Source organism: Aeromonas sp. SER (assembly GCF_038739615.1).
GTDB lineage: Bacteria > Pseudomonadota > Gammaproteobacteria > Enterobacterales > Aeromonadaceae > Aeromonas > Aeromonas jandaei.
On sequence record NZ_JBCGFC010000009.1, the window covers coordinates 1 to 15167 of the forward strand.

General features: G+C 51.5%; 16 protein-coding genes. 4 read left to right on the plus strand and 12 right to left on the minus strand.

Going from position 1 to position 15167, the window contains the following annotated elements; genetic code table 11:
• The first annotated feature begins 131 nt into the window (after positions 1–131).
• Positions 132–1070: a DUF2971 domain-containing protein gene (locus AAHA41_RS14090; protein ID WP_323070179.1), complete on the plus strand. Its 939-nt coding sequence runs from the start codon at positions 132–134 to the stop codon at positions 1068–1070.
• A 356-nt stretch (positions 1071–1426) separates the two neighbouring features.
• Here AAHA41_RS14090 and AAHA41_RS14095 read toward each other — a convergent pair whose 3' ends face one another.
• The 10 genes from AAHA41_RS14095 to AAHA41_RS14140 form a co-directional block, all read right to left on the minus strand.
• Positions 1427–2314, minus strand: a complete 888-nt coding sequence (locus AAHA41_RS14095) for a hypothetical protein (protein WP_323070182.1) — start codon at positions 2312–2314, stop codon at positions 1427–1429.
• Positions 2315–3072: 758 nt separating this feature from the next.
• Entirely contained in the window at positions 3073–3912 is an 840-nt protein-coding gene (locus AAHA41_RS14100) for a hypothetical protein (RefSeq protein ID WP_323070184.1), read from the minus strand.
• Between the two features lie 139 nt (positions 3913–4051).
• The gene (locus AAHA41_RS14105) at positions 4052–5254 is read right to left on the minus strand and encodes a zonular occludens toxin domain-containing protein (protein WP_323070185.1); all 1203 of its coding nucleotides are present in this window, start codon (positions 5252–5254) and stop codon (positions 4052–4054) included.
• Positions 5255–5569 (minus strand): DUF2523 family protein, encoded by a 315-nt coding sequence (locus AAHA41_RS14110; RefSeq protein ID WP_323070186.1) that lies wholly within the window; start codon positions 5567–5569, stop codon positions 5255–5257.
• A gap of 6 nt (positions 5570–5575) precedes the next feature.
• Positions 5576–6901, minus strand: coding sequence for a hypothetical protein (locus AAHA41_RS14115; RefSeq protein WP_197025490.1), 1326 nt, complete (start codon positions 6899–6901; stop codon positions 5576–5578).
• 92 nt (positions 6902–6993) lie between these two features.
• Entirely contained in the window at positions 6994–7215 is a 222-nt protein-coding gene (locus AAHA41_RS14120) for a Flexible pilin (protein WP_323070187.1), read from the minus strand.
• A 3-nt stretch (positions 7216–7218) separates the two neighbouring features.
• Positions 7219–7452: a hypothetical protein gene (locus tag AAHA41_RS14125; RefSeq protein ID WP_146181436.1), complete on the minus strand. Its 234-nt coding sequence runs from the start codon at positions 7450–7452 to the stop codon at positions 7219–7221.
• A 146-nt stretch (positions 7453–7598) separates the two neighbouring features.
• The gene (locus AAHA41_RS14130; protein WP_323070188.1) at positions 7599–7832 is read right to left on the minus strand and encodes a hypothetical protein; all 234 of its coding nucleotides are present in this window, start codon (positions 7830–7832) and stop codon (positions 7599–7601) included.
• A gap of 27 nt (positions 7833–7859) precedes the next feature.
• Positions 7860–9341: a replication initiation factor domain-containing protein gene (locus tag AAHA41_RS14135; protein WP_323070189.1), complete on the minus strand. Its 1482-nt coding sequence runs from the start codon at positions 9339–9341 to the stop codon at positions 7860–7862.
• A complete protein-coding gene (locus tag AAHA41_RS14140; RefSeq protein ID WP_041207774.1) occupies positions 9328–9579 on the minus strand; it encodes a hypothetical protein in 252 nt (83 codons plus the stop codon). The genes AAHA41_RS14135 and AAHA41_RS14140 overlap by 14 nt, the downstream gene beginning before the upstream one ends.
• Positions 9580–9703: 124 nt before the next feature.
• Between AAHA41_RS14140 and AAHA41_RS14145 the strand changes: the two genes are divergently transcribed.
• From AAHA41_RS14145 to fabA, 3 genes are all read left to right on the plus strand, one after another.
• Complete coding sequence (locus AAHA41_RS14145) at positions 9704–10066, plus strand: helix-turn-helix domain-containing protein (RefSeq protein ID WP_323070190.1); 363 nt, start codon at positions 9704–9706, stop codon at positions 10064–10066.
• Between the two features lie 79 nt (positions 10067–10145).
• Positions 10146–12122, plus strand: coding sequence for a Lon protease family protein (locus AAHA41_RS14150; protein WP_323070191.1), 1977 nt, complete (start codon positions 10146–10148; stop codon positions 12120–12122).
• A gap of 76 nt (positions 12123–12198) precedes the next feature.
• On the plus strand, positions 12199–12759 hold the full coding sequence (gene fabA / locus AAHA41_RS14155) for a 3-hydroxyacyl-[acyl-carrier-protein] dehydratase FabA (RefSeq protein WP_033113552.1): 561 nt from the start codon (positions 12199–12201) through the stop codon (positions 12757–12759).
• An 87-nt stretch (positions 12760–12846) separates the two neighbouring features.
• Here fabA and rmf read toward each other — a convergent pair whose 3' ends face one another.
• Both rmf and AAHA41_RS14165 read right to left on the minus strand, forming a co-directional pair.
• Positions 12847–13023, minus strand: a complete 177-nt coding sequence (gene rmf / locus AAHA41_RS14160) for a ribosome modulation factor (RefSeq protein ID WP_010674759.1) — start codon at positions 13021–13023, stop codon at positions 12847–12849.
• A gap of 161 nt (positions 13024–13184) precedes the next feature.
• Positions 13185–15098 carry an ABC transporter ATP-binding protein gene (locus tag AAHA41_RS14165; RefSeq protein ID WP_323070192.1) on the minus strand — a complete coding sequence of 638 codons (1914 nt, stop codon included), beginning with the start codon at positions 15096–15098 and terminating at the stop codon, positions 13185–13187.
• Positions 15099–15167 lie beyond the last annotated feature (69 nt).

Consider the following 15167-nt stretch of genomic DNA (forward strand, 5'->3'; position numbering starts at 1 on the left):
TGGAGTGGGAACACACGAAACTGGACACCGATAGGAGCCGTGATGCTGAACCCAGAGCGGTCAGAACCAGAAGAAAAACAAGCGGCTTAAAACAGGGTTACGCGACAACTATCTTGAAAAACGCCGCATAGATGAATGTACTATTTAAATATTATAAAAATCTACCTATTTCATATTTTGATGCGCCGACACTAAAAATAACAAGCACAACTCAACTTAATGACCCTTTCGAGGAAATAATAGATGAAGAGTCAATGAGTCTTGCGCTTGATAAATATGAAGACACAGATCCAGTATCAATTTTTTGTAAGAAGGATGAACAACTCCTGTCCATATTCAATGAAGTCAGCTTCAGCACTATGGTTGAAATGACAGGAATTATTTCACTAACTGAAACACCAAGAAATTTACTAATGTGGTCTCATTATGCAGATCAGCACAAAGGTATTTGCATCGGTTATAAGTCAAATTTTTTAGAACACATGGAAAATAGAGTCCATCCATCACTTCCAGTTGCATTTAAGCCACATAAAATAAATTATGACAACTGCAGGTATGATAGACATACCGACATGTTTAGTGGAATGGATGTCACAGAATTAAGAAAAAATATACTAATGAAATCACTTTTAACAAAGGGTGACGATTGGATATATGAAAAAGAATACCGATGCATAGTCCCCTTGCAATTTCATGATCAAATAAAATGCATAAGTGACAAAAAAGCAGATTATTATCAAGGTCAGCTCGATGACGTAGTCGTAATAGATGAAGACACCTTCAAAGTTGAAACTGATATCGATGGTTTATCGCAAAACAACTATGCGATGCTTTCCGATGAATTAATGCTCACATTAAATATTAATCCTTCATCCATCGTGTCTGTATATGTTGGCTGGAAATCAAACCACATTGAAAACATGAAGCTACATGATAAAATATGTAAAAACAATCAACTATCTCACATTAAAATGTTTCAAGTAACGCCAAGCAGAACCAAGTTCGAACTAAATATAATTCCATTTTCTGAGTTCAATATTTTTGACAACATAACATTACCTAATACTTAAATTCCCCGAGGTGTTTCCTCTCTCAGACACTGAAAGTTTTAAAAACCAGTTTGGCAGGAAAGGGATAGATGGGCGACATATTGCCGCCCATAAAGCTTTAGCGAACCTTGCTAAAGATTAGTAATATAAGACTTACACATACCAAGAATCCCCACATCGCAACGCTGAAGACTGTATTAGTTGCATCCATAACGTTTTCCATTATTGCTCGGTGCTGCTCTAAGGTAATTGGTCCAGAAAGTAATACACTTTCTTTCTCTGATATATGACCAAATGGTAAAGAAGCCAGACCGAGCCAGACATAATAGCCAAGGCCAACAATCGACATGGAAGCCCATCGTATGATGGTTTTAACTTTACTTGATAGCATCAGACACCCCACCTAATACGCCACCAACTGAACCACCAGAATACGGTGATAGCTTACCTATAGCTGATGCAACCTCAGCCAAGGTACTCAGGAAAGAATCATCATGTGCAGGAGAAACCTTGGTAGTATTCGGATATTGCTTTCTGAACTCAGCAGTCACCTCTACGACCTGCATAGATTTTTCTGAACTTTTCTTAATCAAATAACGCTGCAAAGATACGGGAACAGCAAAATCCTCTTCCGAATCAATCCGCATTTGAGAATTCGTTGTGTATCCTCCTTTAAAAACAGAGGAGCCTGCCATTTTAATACCATCAGTGGTGTGTGTTGTGCAGTTTTTTCCTGTTACATCATATCTATCGATGGTATGGCCATTTTTCTTTGTCATTGCGCCCATGTCAGGAGTGGGGGCAGCAGGTACACCATTAGACCAAAGGCGCTCAAAATATTTTCTTGCAATAGCAGGGTCAGCATCAGTGATCATAAATACTCTGGCTGATTTGCTATAAAGTTCATCACGGTAATATTCTCTGGCGTCTTCATATTTGAAGAAATTCAGGATGCCATCCCCAACAGCACCGCGAGGGTTCCCAACACGACCAAAGCGGCCATAGGTGTAGACGAACGGGCTATTGCTTTCATGAACAGAAACAAAAGCATGTCCGGCACCTTTAATTTCTGTCCAAACAAATACGCCATTTTCTATCGGATTGAACGGCTTCTTACACTCGTTCTCCGATTCAATCCATTTGCCTTCGGCTTTCTTAACCAGTTGCACGAAGCCACCGTTATCCTTTTTCGTGTACTGGATAGGCTCACCAGTGGCCAACTTCTTGTCTTGCCACAGGCCCAATCCCTTACCGTATTGCTTCATCTGAGCCGGAGTCATGTTTCCCTCACACCAAAAACTAAGCGGGCATTGTGCCATGAGCTACAGGCGAGACCAAATTTGAATGACGTAGGGCGTGCCTGATTATCATGACGGCCAGCACCGCAGACTAATACGGCGCTATTGAGTGATGGGGCAGGGAAGTGATTACTCCTATTGTTGCGGTTCCCGAAAAATTTGCAGAGGGTTTGCGTCGCTTCGCTAGCACCCTCGCATTTTTCGTCTATTCGGGCAGCTAAACACGGTTTGGCAGGGAAGTGGGTGATCCAGTCTCTGGGGTAGATGGGCGTGCTCCGCCGCGAGGCTATTGGAGGTTAAATGGACAGCAGAGGGCGGCTTATAGGGGCTACCGCCCCTATCCTTTGCGGCGTTGACATCTGTATTTAACATAAACAATGCAGTGACGCAGTTAGGCATTATTTATACCCGGGCATAAAATTAAAAGGCCGTCTGAATCCTTTCAAACGGCCTTCAACCATCAAGTTCTCTTAACGAATAATGATAGGCGGCGGGGGAGGAGGTGGCTCACCTGCCGAGACTGAGAACACAGCAAAGGCATTCATCCCGATAATAGCCAACACAAGCAAAGCGATTCTTTTCATGTGTCTTAATCCCTGACGATTGGTAGCTCGGTGTAAGTGGGCGGGACTACGGCACCACTCAAGACCTATTAAAGCTTACCGGCGAGGATACACAAAGGGCACTCCGTAAAATTCCCGGGAATACCGCATAGCAAAATCGCTTTACCGCTTCTCTTCATCCGAGAACTCGGTCTGCGGGACCCGCTGACTCACCCAAGCAGACTGGCATGCATCTCGTAAGCGAAGTGCCAATTGCTTATCCAGAGGGTAGGAGATGTCTCCGGCCACAGCGGTCAGATACGTTAACAGCTCATCTGCATCAGCACGGTCAAAAGTAACCGTGACTTTTTTCATTTTCTGACGAGCACGATATGCGGCCTGTTTTTCGGCTGGAGTCATAGCACGCTCGCCAGAGGATGGTCTGCCACGAGGTCGTTTAGGCTTGGCCTGCTCGGGTGTAGAGGTTGTTTTGGTCACAGTTTCCAAATCAAGATTGGGGATGCTGTCAGCGCGTTGATCTTTTTCGGCAACTGTTACCAAATTTTGAGTTTTAGTGGGGCTAGTCGGTGAAGTCATTTTGGTCACTGTTACCTCTGGTGATGGCTTGGCCAATGCGCCTACTGGATTATCGGATGAACGCTTGGCCAGCACATCGGCAATCATTGCTGCGTTCTTGGCCTCAATCTGGCGAAGGCCATGATGCAACAATTTGGACGCATCAGGAAAGACAATAGGCTTCTTGGGCGGCCTCGGTGGTAAAGCAACAGCCTCCTTCTCCAACTTATCAGCCGTCATATCGGCCTCAATCATAAGGGCCTCAATGGCTCGCCGCAGCGGGATTGGTCTGCGTGGCCAGACAGGCTCCTCAAGGGGGAAGTCCGCAGGCGTAAGGCCAAGAGCCTCCAATGCCTCAATCATATCGAAGATATTGTCCTTCTTGATAGCCGCAAGAAGGCTGTTATACCGAACACGAAGTTGAGCAATCTGAGCTTTGTAGTCCATGACAAAACCTTTTTAGTCACTGTTACCATCAACATTATAGTAACGGTGACCAATAAATTAAATCATTACGTAACGGTTACCTTATTTATTTTCACGTAATGGCCTTAAGGCCAAGGGAAGGGATCCCTCCTGAAGCCATTTATGTTCGGCCATCATTTGGTTTCATCTTGCTATCACCGCCAGCAAAGAGGGCGGCGTTCTGTTTACGGCGTAGAGCGTCACCTTCTGGATCGCAGTACACGTCTACCGGCTGGCCCTGATACTTCACCACGGCATGGCAACCGCTGACGGCATCGACACTGGCCAGTTCCTCTGGCCAATCGTCTACATCCAAAGGCGCGACCTCGTCTCCCTTGCGCAGGGCAAAGCAATACTCGACCCGGTAAGACCCAAGATTGTCTTTAATCAGCACATGGCAACTGATGATCAGGCGATGGCCTGCAAAAGGTCCTACAGAAAGAACCCCGCCACCAGACGCAGCAGGAGCGCCGCTAGGACGTACCCCAGCAGTGGGCGAAGCACCCACCGCCCCAGAAGTCTTAGCAGCGGCAGGAGAGGGCGCAGGGGCCTTGCTAGGCTTATCAATAAATTCCGGCTTGATGAGGCCAAAGTAGAGACAGAATCCAATAACACCCAGAAAAAACAGAATTTTAGGATCACGCAGGATCGAGCTACCCGCAATTGTATCCGTGACTTGGCCTGTTGTAGTTGAGTCGTAGAGCTTGAAAACATAGTTGGGCACCTTGTTGAATGGCTTGGCCTGCAGAACATCGGACATAGACGCACCGCTGTTATCCGCAAGATGCAAGACAGTTTTGTAACGCTTACCAAAGCCCAATATCTTCATATTGGTGTGTCTGATCGCCGTCTCTGATGCAGCCCTGATCACGGCGTGAACCTTCTTGATGTTCGGGGTGGTAAAGACGAAATCCCAGTTGTGGTGACGGTGCATATCAAAGGCAACGTCAATGGTTTCGGGTCGGCCGTCAGCCTTGGCGACTTCCGGCCCACCCGGATAATCGAGTCGGTCGAGGTCGCTCTGGCGCCATGCAGGCGGAAAGATCCGCTGCACTTCATCGACCAGAAAGAACACCCCCTTCGGAGCCCAGTGGTAGAAGCGGGCTAATTGGTCGCGGCCTTCTTGGGCTTCGGTGTCGATATAGGTCACCTTGAACTCATCGGGCACCGCCTTGCCCAGAACCTCCTTGCAGCGTTCGGCGGTGAACCCGCGAACGTTAGTGATGATATGGCGGCCTGCCTTGATGGCGGGGATCACATCGGTGTGAATGGCCCCTGATGATTTGTAAGAGCCTGGCGCCCCGTGGTGGATCTTGATGGACATTTACCACCCCATGATGTTCAGCAGAAAACGGGTCACGAAGGCCTGCGTCAGGATGGCAAGCCCTTTATCCAGATGGATAAAGAGCAGCATCGAGCGAAAGTCAGCGGGGAGGGCATTGAAGGACTGGGAGATCATTTCACTAAAGTGAACGTTCACCAAAATTTGCTTGGCAACGTCCCATGAGAAGGTAAGCATAAACAACTTAAATTCTACCCATTGCACCGTCATTCTGATTGCCAACCATGCACCGAACTGGACAGCCAATTGATATAAATCGTTGAAGAATGAATTAAAGAAGTCACCAAGCCATTCCATGACGTATTACCTCTTGAATACAATTGCGAACGCAATGAAGTAGAAAATAAACATCATCAGTGCGGCGATGATGTCCCAATATTCTTTTGCAGGCGGGCAAACGCGATAATCTTTTCCACCATAGGTGAAAAAATCGAAGCACTCCATAATTCCAGCAGAACCAGAGAGCTGAAAATCAAACATGTCTTTTACTTCATCACCAATACTTTTGTGTTTGTCAGAGATAGCCTTGTTCGCGTCATCCAGCTTCTTTTGAATGGCGGCTATATCAAAGAAGCAATCACCGCCCGTACAGGCCGAGTTATAATGAGCAGCTCCCACCGTGAGCGGATGATTGCCGGAGCCAGGCATCTTGGAGTAATCAATTCCGCTGTCGCCGCTTCCCGAGCCGGAGCCAGAACCGGTACCGTCACCTGCAACCGAGTTGCGAATATCGCGCAGATCCTTGGCCATGAACTTCATGCCTTCAAGCATCTGCTGCATGGATGGATCACCCGCACCACCACCGGAAGAGCCGCCGCCCGTTGAGCCGCCAGAACTGCCCATCTTGGCGCTGATTTGTTCTAGGGTGCCTCGCATGGCGTTGATATTGCCTGCCATGCCATTAGAGCCCATCGCGCCCGCAATGCTATTAAGCGGGTTCTGCATGCTGTTTAACTTCTGATCCATGCTGTTGAATACACCCCAGCGCATGGCATCCAAGACACCAAATAACCGGTCTTGGTCAAACTCTCGTCCGGCAGAACCGCCAGAGCCAGAATCGCCCCCTTTATCTGCGATTTTCTTAAGATGGACATTACTCTCCTGAATACCTTGCTCAATGCGAGACAGAGACAGGTTAGAGCCCTCCATAGAGGATTGAGCTGCACGGTTATATTCGGCGATATCTTTTAATAGACGCTCAGCAGTTTCAGTTGCATTAACAATACGCGTTGTATCGCCACTAATTTGATTTACCCGTGAATATATCCGTTCCGTACCTTCGGAGAAGGCGCCAATATGTTTACCAAGGTTTTTATTGAGCTTGGCAATAGATGCGGATACAGAAGTCCCTGTGGCATCACCCACAACCGGATTAAAGAAATCCCAGTCCTTAGGTAAACCGCCGTTCTCTGAATTATTGCCTTCGCCCGGTGTATGGCCGCTGCCGTCAGAGTCACCGTTACCACTGCCATTATCGGTATAATTGCAGGCCGTGCCGGTGGTCTCCACTGGCCCCTTGGTATTGGCTAAAGGCAACTCAACACAGACCCCCTTGCAATTAACCTCGCAGCCACCCAGTTGTGATGAATCGAACTTCAGGCAGACAGGCAACCGAGTGGCAATCGTCACGTTCCCCAGCTGAACACCGACTGGACAACCAGCAATAGCAAACGCCAGCGATGGAAATAAAACCAGAGCGTCCCAATAAGCAGGGACATGGTTTAAGCTTTACGGATCAGGGAAATGACGATACCTGTAGCGGTCACCAGTGCGACTACCAACAACACTTTGGGAGAGGTTGAGGTTACATCGGCCTGAGCTGCCTCCATCGCTTTACCGGCTGCATCCGCGAGACCAGTTCCCTCGGCCAGCGCCGCATTAGCAGACAGACCACACACAGCCGCAATACATGCATTACGGAACAAACCTGATACTTTTTTCATTTTTTATCCTCTTTTTGCACCAACAATTACACGGGCAATTGCGCCCAACTTTACGCCTAAGACCCAAATAGCAAGGCCAGAGCCAAAGGCTATTCCCACGGTGGATATATCGAACTGGAACCAGTTTGATATATCCGTGAGTCTGGAATGCTCCTGAACAGTCAGCAGCACATATTTACAGGCATCCCCCTCGGATAAACGGGCATATCCTTCGGCGGTAATATCAAGACAAAGCATGGTCGCGCCCTCGTCGTCGCTCGCTGCGCGCTCTCGCTCCTCCTCCTCGCGGCGCGGTGGTTAAACCGGTTTTTTGCTGGCCTGATAGCCAACAACAACGTTGCGGGTCGGGTTCTGCGGGTCGGCTTCCAGCACCAGATCAATGGCTACCAGCTTGGGGCAGTCGGCCATCTCCTTGATGGTGCAGCATCATTGCGCAGGGCCAGCTGGCGAACTTCGTAGCCCCAGGAGGTGATATTGCACTCGGGCTTATTAACGTTATTGGCCGGAGCCAAGTATTCAACCTGTGCAAAATCATACGGAACCGGCGAACCCGATTTACGAGATACACCAAAGCCATGAGTAACGCGCGTTACCAAAATACCTGTGAGCAGGGACATATTACTTACCTCGTTGAAGAACCATGATTAGGTCGAAATTAGACAGTGTTCACCCGATATAAACTCGGGTGGTAACGGCATTCTTAACCGTGCGGGAATATCATCTTCTTTTAGGTGCGCAGTTAATTGGTTAACAATCACCGCCGGGGCTAACCCTTCAATATTTGCTAACCAATTAACGAGCCGGCCGGCCATGCGAGCCATATTGAATACAGCGTTATCACGACTGGTTTTGAACTTGTTCTTAAATGTGGTCACACGAACAGGTTCGACATCGGCCTGCTTGAGTGAATCCAGCCATTTAGCAAACTGCGGATACATCCCGGCAAAGAAAGGATCCGGATTAACCAGAACCTCCAGTGGGATCACCCGGTCTTTGTTATGTAGCTCGCCTTCGGCGCGCACCCAGTTCGGATGCTCGGTCGATTGCATCTGCTTACCTTTCTCATACACCCGGGCACATTTGCCATTGATGCGGCTGCCAACATAGAACGAACATCCCTTGGTCGGGGCCATGCCATAGCGCTTGGCAATCCCTTTAGAGATCTCGGCTATCACGAACTCACCTGACTCGATCTTCATCCATGACGGAGCACGGCCACGTTCTGGATGGAATTCCCCAGACTCAGCACCGGCGATTGCATCTTGATAGGAGATCACGTCGCCGCTGTAGTCATCGAGCGCCAAGTCGACCCGGGTGATGCGAATGGATGGAATGTGAGAGATAACATCATGCAAAGCTTGGAAATCGAGGGCCGCACAACCCACGCCAGAAAAACTCACCATGCAGCCATGGTTGGCCGCCCCCCAACCAATCAGACCGCAGGGCAGGCCATCACAAAGCAGATCTGCAGAGTGGGTATAACCATGCAGGCCAGAACGACGCGGACGCATCGAAAAGCGAGGGGCGGGGATAGGAACCCCAATCCGGGTATTCAGCTCCTCAAGCCACAACTCGATTTCGGCGCAGCACAGGGCATCAAGAAACTGAACCCCATAGCTGTCGATCAAATCGTTGTAGGCTTCCCAATACTTGGCGCCTTCGACCACCTCGAACTGGGAGAACTCCAACAGGGTAGAGCAGACCGTCTTCAGCTCTTTACGGACATCAGCGCGAGACTTGTACCCAGAGTGCAGCACTTGTTCCAGCATGTCCGCCATTGACGGCGAGCATACAGGGGAGGGGGCTTTACAGATCACAGGCTGGGGCGTGGCCTTGTCACAAAGGCGTTCTGTCACCTTATCAAAGCGGGTGAGGGGATTGAACCCAGCCGGGCGTTTCCACAGATAACGCAGTTCATTGACCGCAGGAGTTGAGAACGCCGCCTGAATAGAGGGATTGCTGGTCTCGAAACGTGGGATCGCTTTTAAGAACGCACCTTGCTTGGCCAGCTCGGTCATTCGGCGTAACTCATCGGGCGACCATGTGAATGACAGATAGTCGATCAGGGTTTTGTTGCCGATAACGCTATTTATCGGCATTACGGCGTCAGCATTATGACCAGTCATCGAAGAAGACTCCCTGATCATAGAAACCTTGCCATGTCTCTTCGGTAACCTCGACCAGCTCGAAGGCGGTATCGGGATACGTCATAGAGAGGAACACCCGCAGTTCGTAGAGGTCGCGGAACATCTCAACCTGACCCGCGATACAGGCGGAGTAATCGCCAGTCGGTTCAGCCTGCCAATAGACCTTGCGCTCGGTGAGCGCAGGCAGATCTTGGTTTTGTGGGCTAAAGTAGGTCATGGGTAGATAAGATTTATTATGAACTGACTGGATTGAATCAGATCTAAATCTAACTAACAACGGATGACTTTTAGCCCAAATAAGTGTGTGATATGCCCACTGAAGCAAGCGAGGAAACAGCAAAATGGACTCAAAAGCCCTGATTCAGGCGTACATGAGAACCAAAAAGCTCACCCAATATCAGCAAGTTGCTGCTGAGCTTGGTTTTACCAAATCGCACATCTCCAGTTTGACCACTGGCAAAGTGCAACTCACTGATGCCACAGCAAAAAAGATTGCCGCAGAGATCGGCCTAGACGTTCAAGAAGTGCTGTTAAATCTGGCCGCTGTCAGAGAGACAGACCCAGAGCTAAAACAGGCTTGGTATGACATTTTAGCGAAGTACACAAAAGGTACAGGCACAGCTGTAGCCCTTGCGGTTGCTATGTTCCTGACCCCTAGCCACGGGACTGACATGACTGCGCATAATGTATATTATGTTAAATGAAGTATCTTGTTTTCTGTTCCCACTAAGTGAACTGTGTATAATGGCAACAATTGATCCTCTCTCCGACCGGATGTCTTAAGTGGCTGAATTAACATCAGAACAATTAAAACCTGCTTTTGCGATTGAACAGTTTCCAAGCCTCAGCGAGCTAGAACCCATTCCGTTTGCTGCGCTGCAACCCAGAGCCATTTCTGCCATCAAACGGTTAGCCAGTTTTGATGGCGACTGCCCGGTCATGTTGCTCAACGGGTTCCCCGGCGCCGATTACGAAGATGTCTGCCGTACCCTCATTGCCGCCTCCAACGGCAAGGATGGCGATCTGTTCGACCTCTGCTACACCGAGAACCTCAACAACCCCTTCAAACCGATCTGGCTGCGCCTGCAACCAGGCACTGGTATCGAGTTCTGCGAGATGGTTGGCGAATTGCTCAAGCTGATGAGCCACCACCTCGATGCCGAGCGTCTGGTGACCCGCATCATGCGCAAGCAGAACAACGATCCCAAGATCGATGACTTTCTCTCCGATCTGTCCGCCCATGTCGCTCTGGGTCTGGAGTTCCAGCATCCGGTGCTGATCAATCTGCTCATTCATCACGAAGAGCAGGAAGCGCCGGTGATCTACGGCCGTGACCTCAACTGGGATACTCTGTTTGGCTCCATCAACTACCAGACCGAGCAAGGCTCCGTCTATGCCAACCAGCACCTATTGGAGCCCGGCTTGCTACGTCAGGCCAACGGCGGTTATCTGATCCTGCAACTGGATGAACTGCTTGATCAGCCCCATCTCTGGTTCAAGCTCAAAAATGCCATGCAAAAAGGCGAGCTGGACTGGAACGCCTATCAGGAAGGCAAGACGCTGACCCCCTTCTTCACGCCGGAAGCGACCCCCATCAAGCTCAAGCTCATTCTGGTGGGTGATCGTCTCGATGTGGCCGAGTTCCAGATGCTGGATCGTGATATGTCCGAGCGTATCTTCCTGCGCGCAGATCTGGTCTCTGAAGTGAACATCGAAGAAGATCTGCAGGAGTTTTTACAATATCTCGCTTGGCTGCGCGAGCGTTGGGAACTGCTGGACTTCACTCCTGCCGCCCTCGCCGCTCTATGCCGGCACGCCAGCCGTCTGTGCGATCATCAGGAGTGGCTCTCCCTCTCCGAGGTACAACTCTCCGCCATCATGCGGATGGCTGACAGTCTGGCACGCGAACTGGAAGCGGAGGTCGTCACCGACGAGCATATCCGCGGCGCACTGGAAGAGCAGGATTATCGCCTCAACTATCTGGTCGAACAGTCCGATCAGGGGGTTATCGATGGGCAGATCCTGCTGCAGACCGATGGTGAAGAGATTGGCCAGATCAACGGCCTCTCCGTCATTCAGGTCTCCGGTCACCCATATGACTTTGGCGAACCGGTACGTCTGACCGCCACCGTTCACCTGGGTGATGGCGATGTGGCGGATATCGAACGCAAGGCAGAACTGGCCGGCCACATCCATGCCAAGGCGATGATGATCATTCACGGCTACCTCTCCAACAAGTTTGGCGCCGAGAACCCCTCTCCTCTCTCCGCCAATCTGGTGTTCGAGCAGTCCTATCACGAAATTGATGGTGACAGCGCCTCGCTAACCGGTCTGTGTGCCCTGCTCTCTGCCCTCGCCCGCCAGCCCATTTACCAGCACTTTGCGGTAACGGGTGCGGTCGACCAGTTTGGCAATGTGCAGGCCGTTGGCGGCGTCAACGAGAAGATCGAAGGCTTCTTCCGGGTGTGCAAGATCCACGGTCTGACTGGCAAACAAGGCATCCTGCTGCCCGGCACCAACGCCCAACAGCTTAACCTCTCTGATGAGGTGATCGCCGCCGTCGAAGCGGGTCAGTTCCATATCCACCCGGTGGATCATGTGGAAGAGGCTATCGAGCTCTTGACTGGCTGTGTGGCGGGTGAACCTGACATGCCAGATACCCTGTTCGGCCGCATTCAGGAGCGACTGGATGAGCTGAACGGCAGCACAGCGAAAGTCGGGCTGCTGCGAGCCCTTCTTGATCGGCTGTTTGGCCGCTAATGAAGTGATCGGAGTTGTTTAGCGCACATCTGTACGCTAAATTGGCGCAGCTTTACTCATTTGAAGGAAACTCAGCGTGACCGTAGACAATTCGACCCTGGAAGCCCGCCTTTCCCTGTGTGAACAGGGCAAGAACTCTTTTACCCGTGAAGAGCTGCTGGCTTGCAGCCGTGGCGAACTCTTTGGTGAGGGTAACAGTCAGCTGCCCGCCCCCAACATGTTGATGATGGATCGCATCGTCAAGATCAATGACAACGGTGGCGAGCACGGCAAGGGCGAGATCCTGGCAGAGCTCGACATTACCCCCGATCTCTGGTTCTTCGATTGCCACTTCCCGGGTGATCCCGTGATGCCGGGCTGTCTCGGTCTGGATGCCATGTGGCAGCTGGTTGGCTTCTTCCTCGGCTGGAAAGGCGGCCCGGGCAAAGGCCGTGCGCTGGGTGTCGGTGAAGTGAAATTTACCGGCCAGATCCTGCCAACCGCCAAGAAAGTGACCTACAAGATCACTTTCAAGCGGGTCATCAACCGCAAACTGGTGATGGGCATTGCTGATGGTGTCGTTGAAGTTGACGGCCGCCCCATCTATAGCGCAACCGACCTGAAAGTGGGCCTGTTCCAGGACACCACCGCATTCTGATTAATGCGAACCTGAATGTGGCGAAAGCCACAACGCAAAGGGGCCACGACGGCCCCTTTCCTTTTGTAATGAGTGTAATGAAGTAACTTACTTCATGAAGAGGCCTGAGCCCCGCCCTTCCATGGCATCTCGCCAACCACCAAGCCAATGCCCACGGGCATCCAGACATTGATACGGACACGCTTCTTTCTGTTTGCCGACCACGCCAGCCTGATAACCACGAGCACGAGCTCTTTCCAGACGGTCCCGTTTCTGTCTCTTCATCATCTACGACCCTCTTCGTGGAACAAAAAAAGCGACCAATTCTTCATCGGTCGCTTTCATCTTTACCCCAGCAGGGAGGGAGGGTCAAACAAAAATTTCCATGCTAACCCCCCTCTGTGACATAAGGCACTGAACTCAATTAAATTTAAATTACAGGAAACTTATTCCTGATTTTTGAGTCCTTCCAGCTCTTCCCAGCGAGCAAATGCCTCCTCCAGCGATGTCTCGGCGGCACTCAATGCGGCCAGTTTGGGCTGGGTCTGCTCGCTTGGCAGGGAGAAGAAACCGGGCTGGTTGATCTCCCCTTGCAGCGCGTCAAGTTCAGCTTCCAGCTGCTCAAGACGCGCCGGCAAACCATCCAGTTCAAGCTGTAGCTTGTAGGAGAGTTTTTTGCCTTTCTTCGGCGCTTCGGGCGCAACGGCAACGACCGGCTCGGGAGCCTTCACCGGTGTGCTCTTGGCCTGTTGCTGAGCGCGCTGCTGCTCACGGGTCGCCATCATGTCGGCATAGCCGCCCACGTAGTCACTGATGCGGCCATCCCCTTCAAATAGCCAACAACCGGTTACCGTATTGTCGATGAAGCGACGATCGTGACTGACCAGCAGCAGAGTACCCGGATAGTCCGCCAGCAGCTCTTCCAGCAGCTCCAGAGTCTCGACGTCGAGGTCGTTGGTCGGTTCATCGAGGATCAGCAGGTTGCTGGGTTTAAGGAACAGCTTGGCCAGCAGCAGACGGTTTTTCTCACCGCCAGAGAGCGCCTTGACCGGCGTTCTGGCCCGCTTGGGCTCGAACAGGAAGTCCTGCAGGTAGCCGAGGATGTGGCGGGAGCGACCGCGCACCATCACCTCCTGCTTGCCCTCCCCGACGTTGTCCACCACCGTCTGCTCGGGATCGAGCTGTTCGCGGTACTGATCGAAGTAGGCCACTTCCAGATTGGTGCCCTGACGTACCGAGCCACGAGTGGCATCTAGCTGGCCCAGCAACAGCTTGATCAGGGTCGACTTGCCGCAACCGTTGGGGCCGACCAGCGCAATCTTGTCGCCACGCAGCACCTGCAGATCCAGCCCCTCGAACAGGGTGCGATCACCAAAGTCGAGCCCCAGCCCTTCCGCCTCAAATACCAGCTTGCCGGAGCGGCTCGCCTCATCGAGTTGCAGCTTGGCTTTGCCCTGCAGTTCGCGACGCTGGGTTCGCTCCATGCGCATCGCCTTGAGGGCGCGCACTCGCCCCTCGTTACGGGTACGGCGCGCCTTGATCCCCTGGCGTACCCACACCTCTTCCTGAGCCAGCTTGCGATCGAACTCGGCATTTTTCAGCTCTTCGACCCGCAACCACTCCTCTTTGCCCTGCTGGTACTCGTCATAGTTGCCGGGCCAGGAGGTGATCACGCCGCGGTCCAGATCGATGATCCGGGTCGCCAGCTTGTGGATAAACTCACGGTCGTGGGAGATAAACACGATGGCACCACGGAAATCCTTGAGGAACTCTTCCAGCCAGTTGATGGCCTCGATATCCAGGTGGTTGGTCGGTTCGTCCAGCAGCAGCAAATCGGGATCGCATGCCAATGCCCGGGCCAACGCCACCTTGCGCAGCCAGCCACCGGAGAGACTGTCGAGGGTCACGTCAGGATCAAGACCAAGCAGGGTCAACACCTGATTGATGCGGGTCTCGTACTGCCAACCATTCTGATAATCAAGCTGCTCCTGCAGCTGGCTCATCTTGCGAATGTTGGCATCGGACGGGTCACTCGCCAGCGCCATGGAGACGTGGTGATACTGCTTGAGCAGCTCGCCCACGCCAGCCAGCCCTTCGGCGGCGTAATCAAACACGGTGAGCTCGCTCGAGGTGGGCGGATCCTGCTCAAGACGAGTCACTTTCAGATCCTGCTGCAACACCAGACGGCCATCATCGAGGGGCAGTTCACCGGCAATCACCTTCATCAGGGTGGACTTGCCCGCCCCGTTGCGGCCCACCAGACAGAGGCGCTCGCCTCGCTCGATGGTCAGCTCGGCCTTGTCGAGCAACGGAAAATCACTGAACGACAGACACGCGCCGTGCAATGTTAAAAGAGCCATGTTCGTTCCTTATCTCATATGAAAAAACGGGCAACAGACTGGGTCTGCCCCCGTTTCATCGTCAAATCA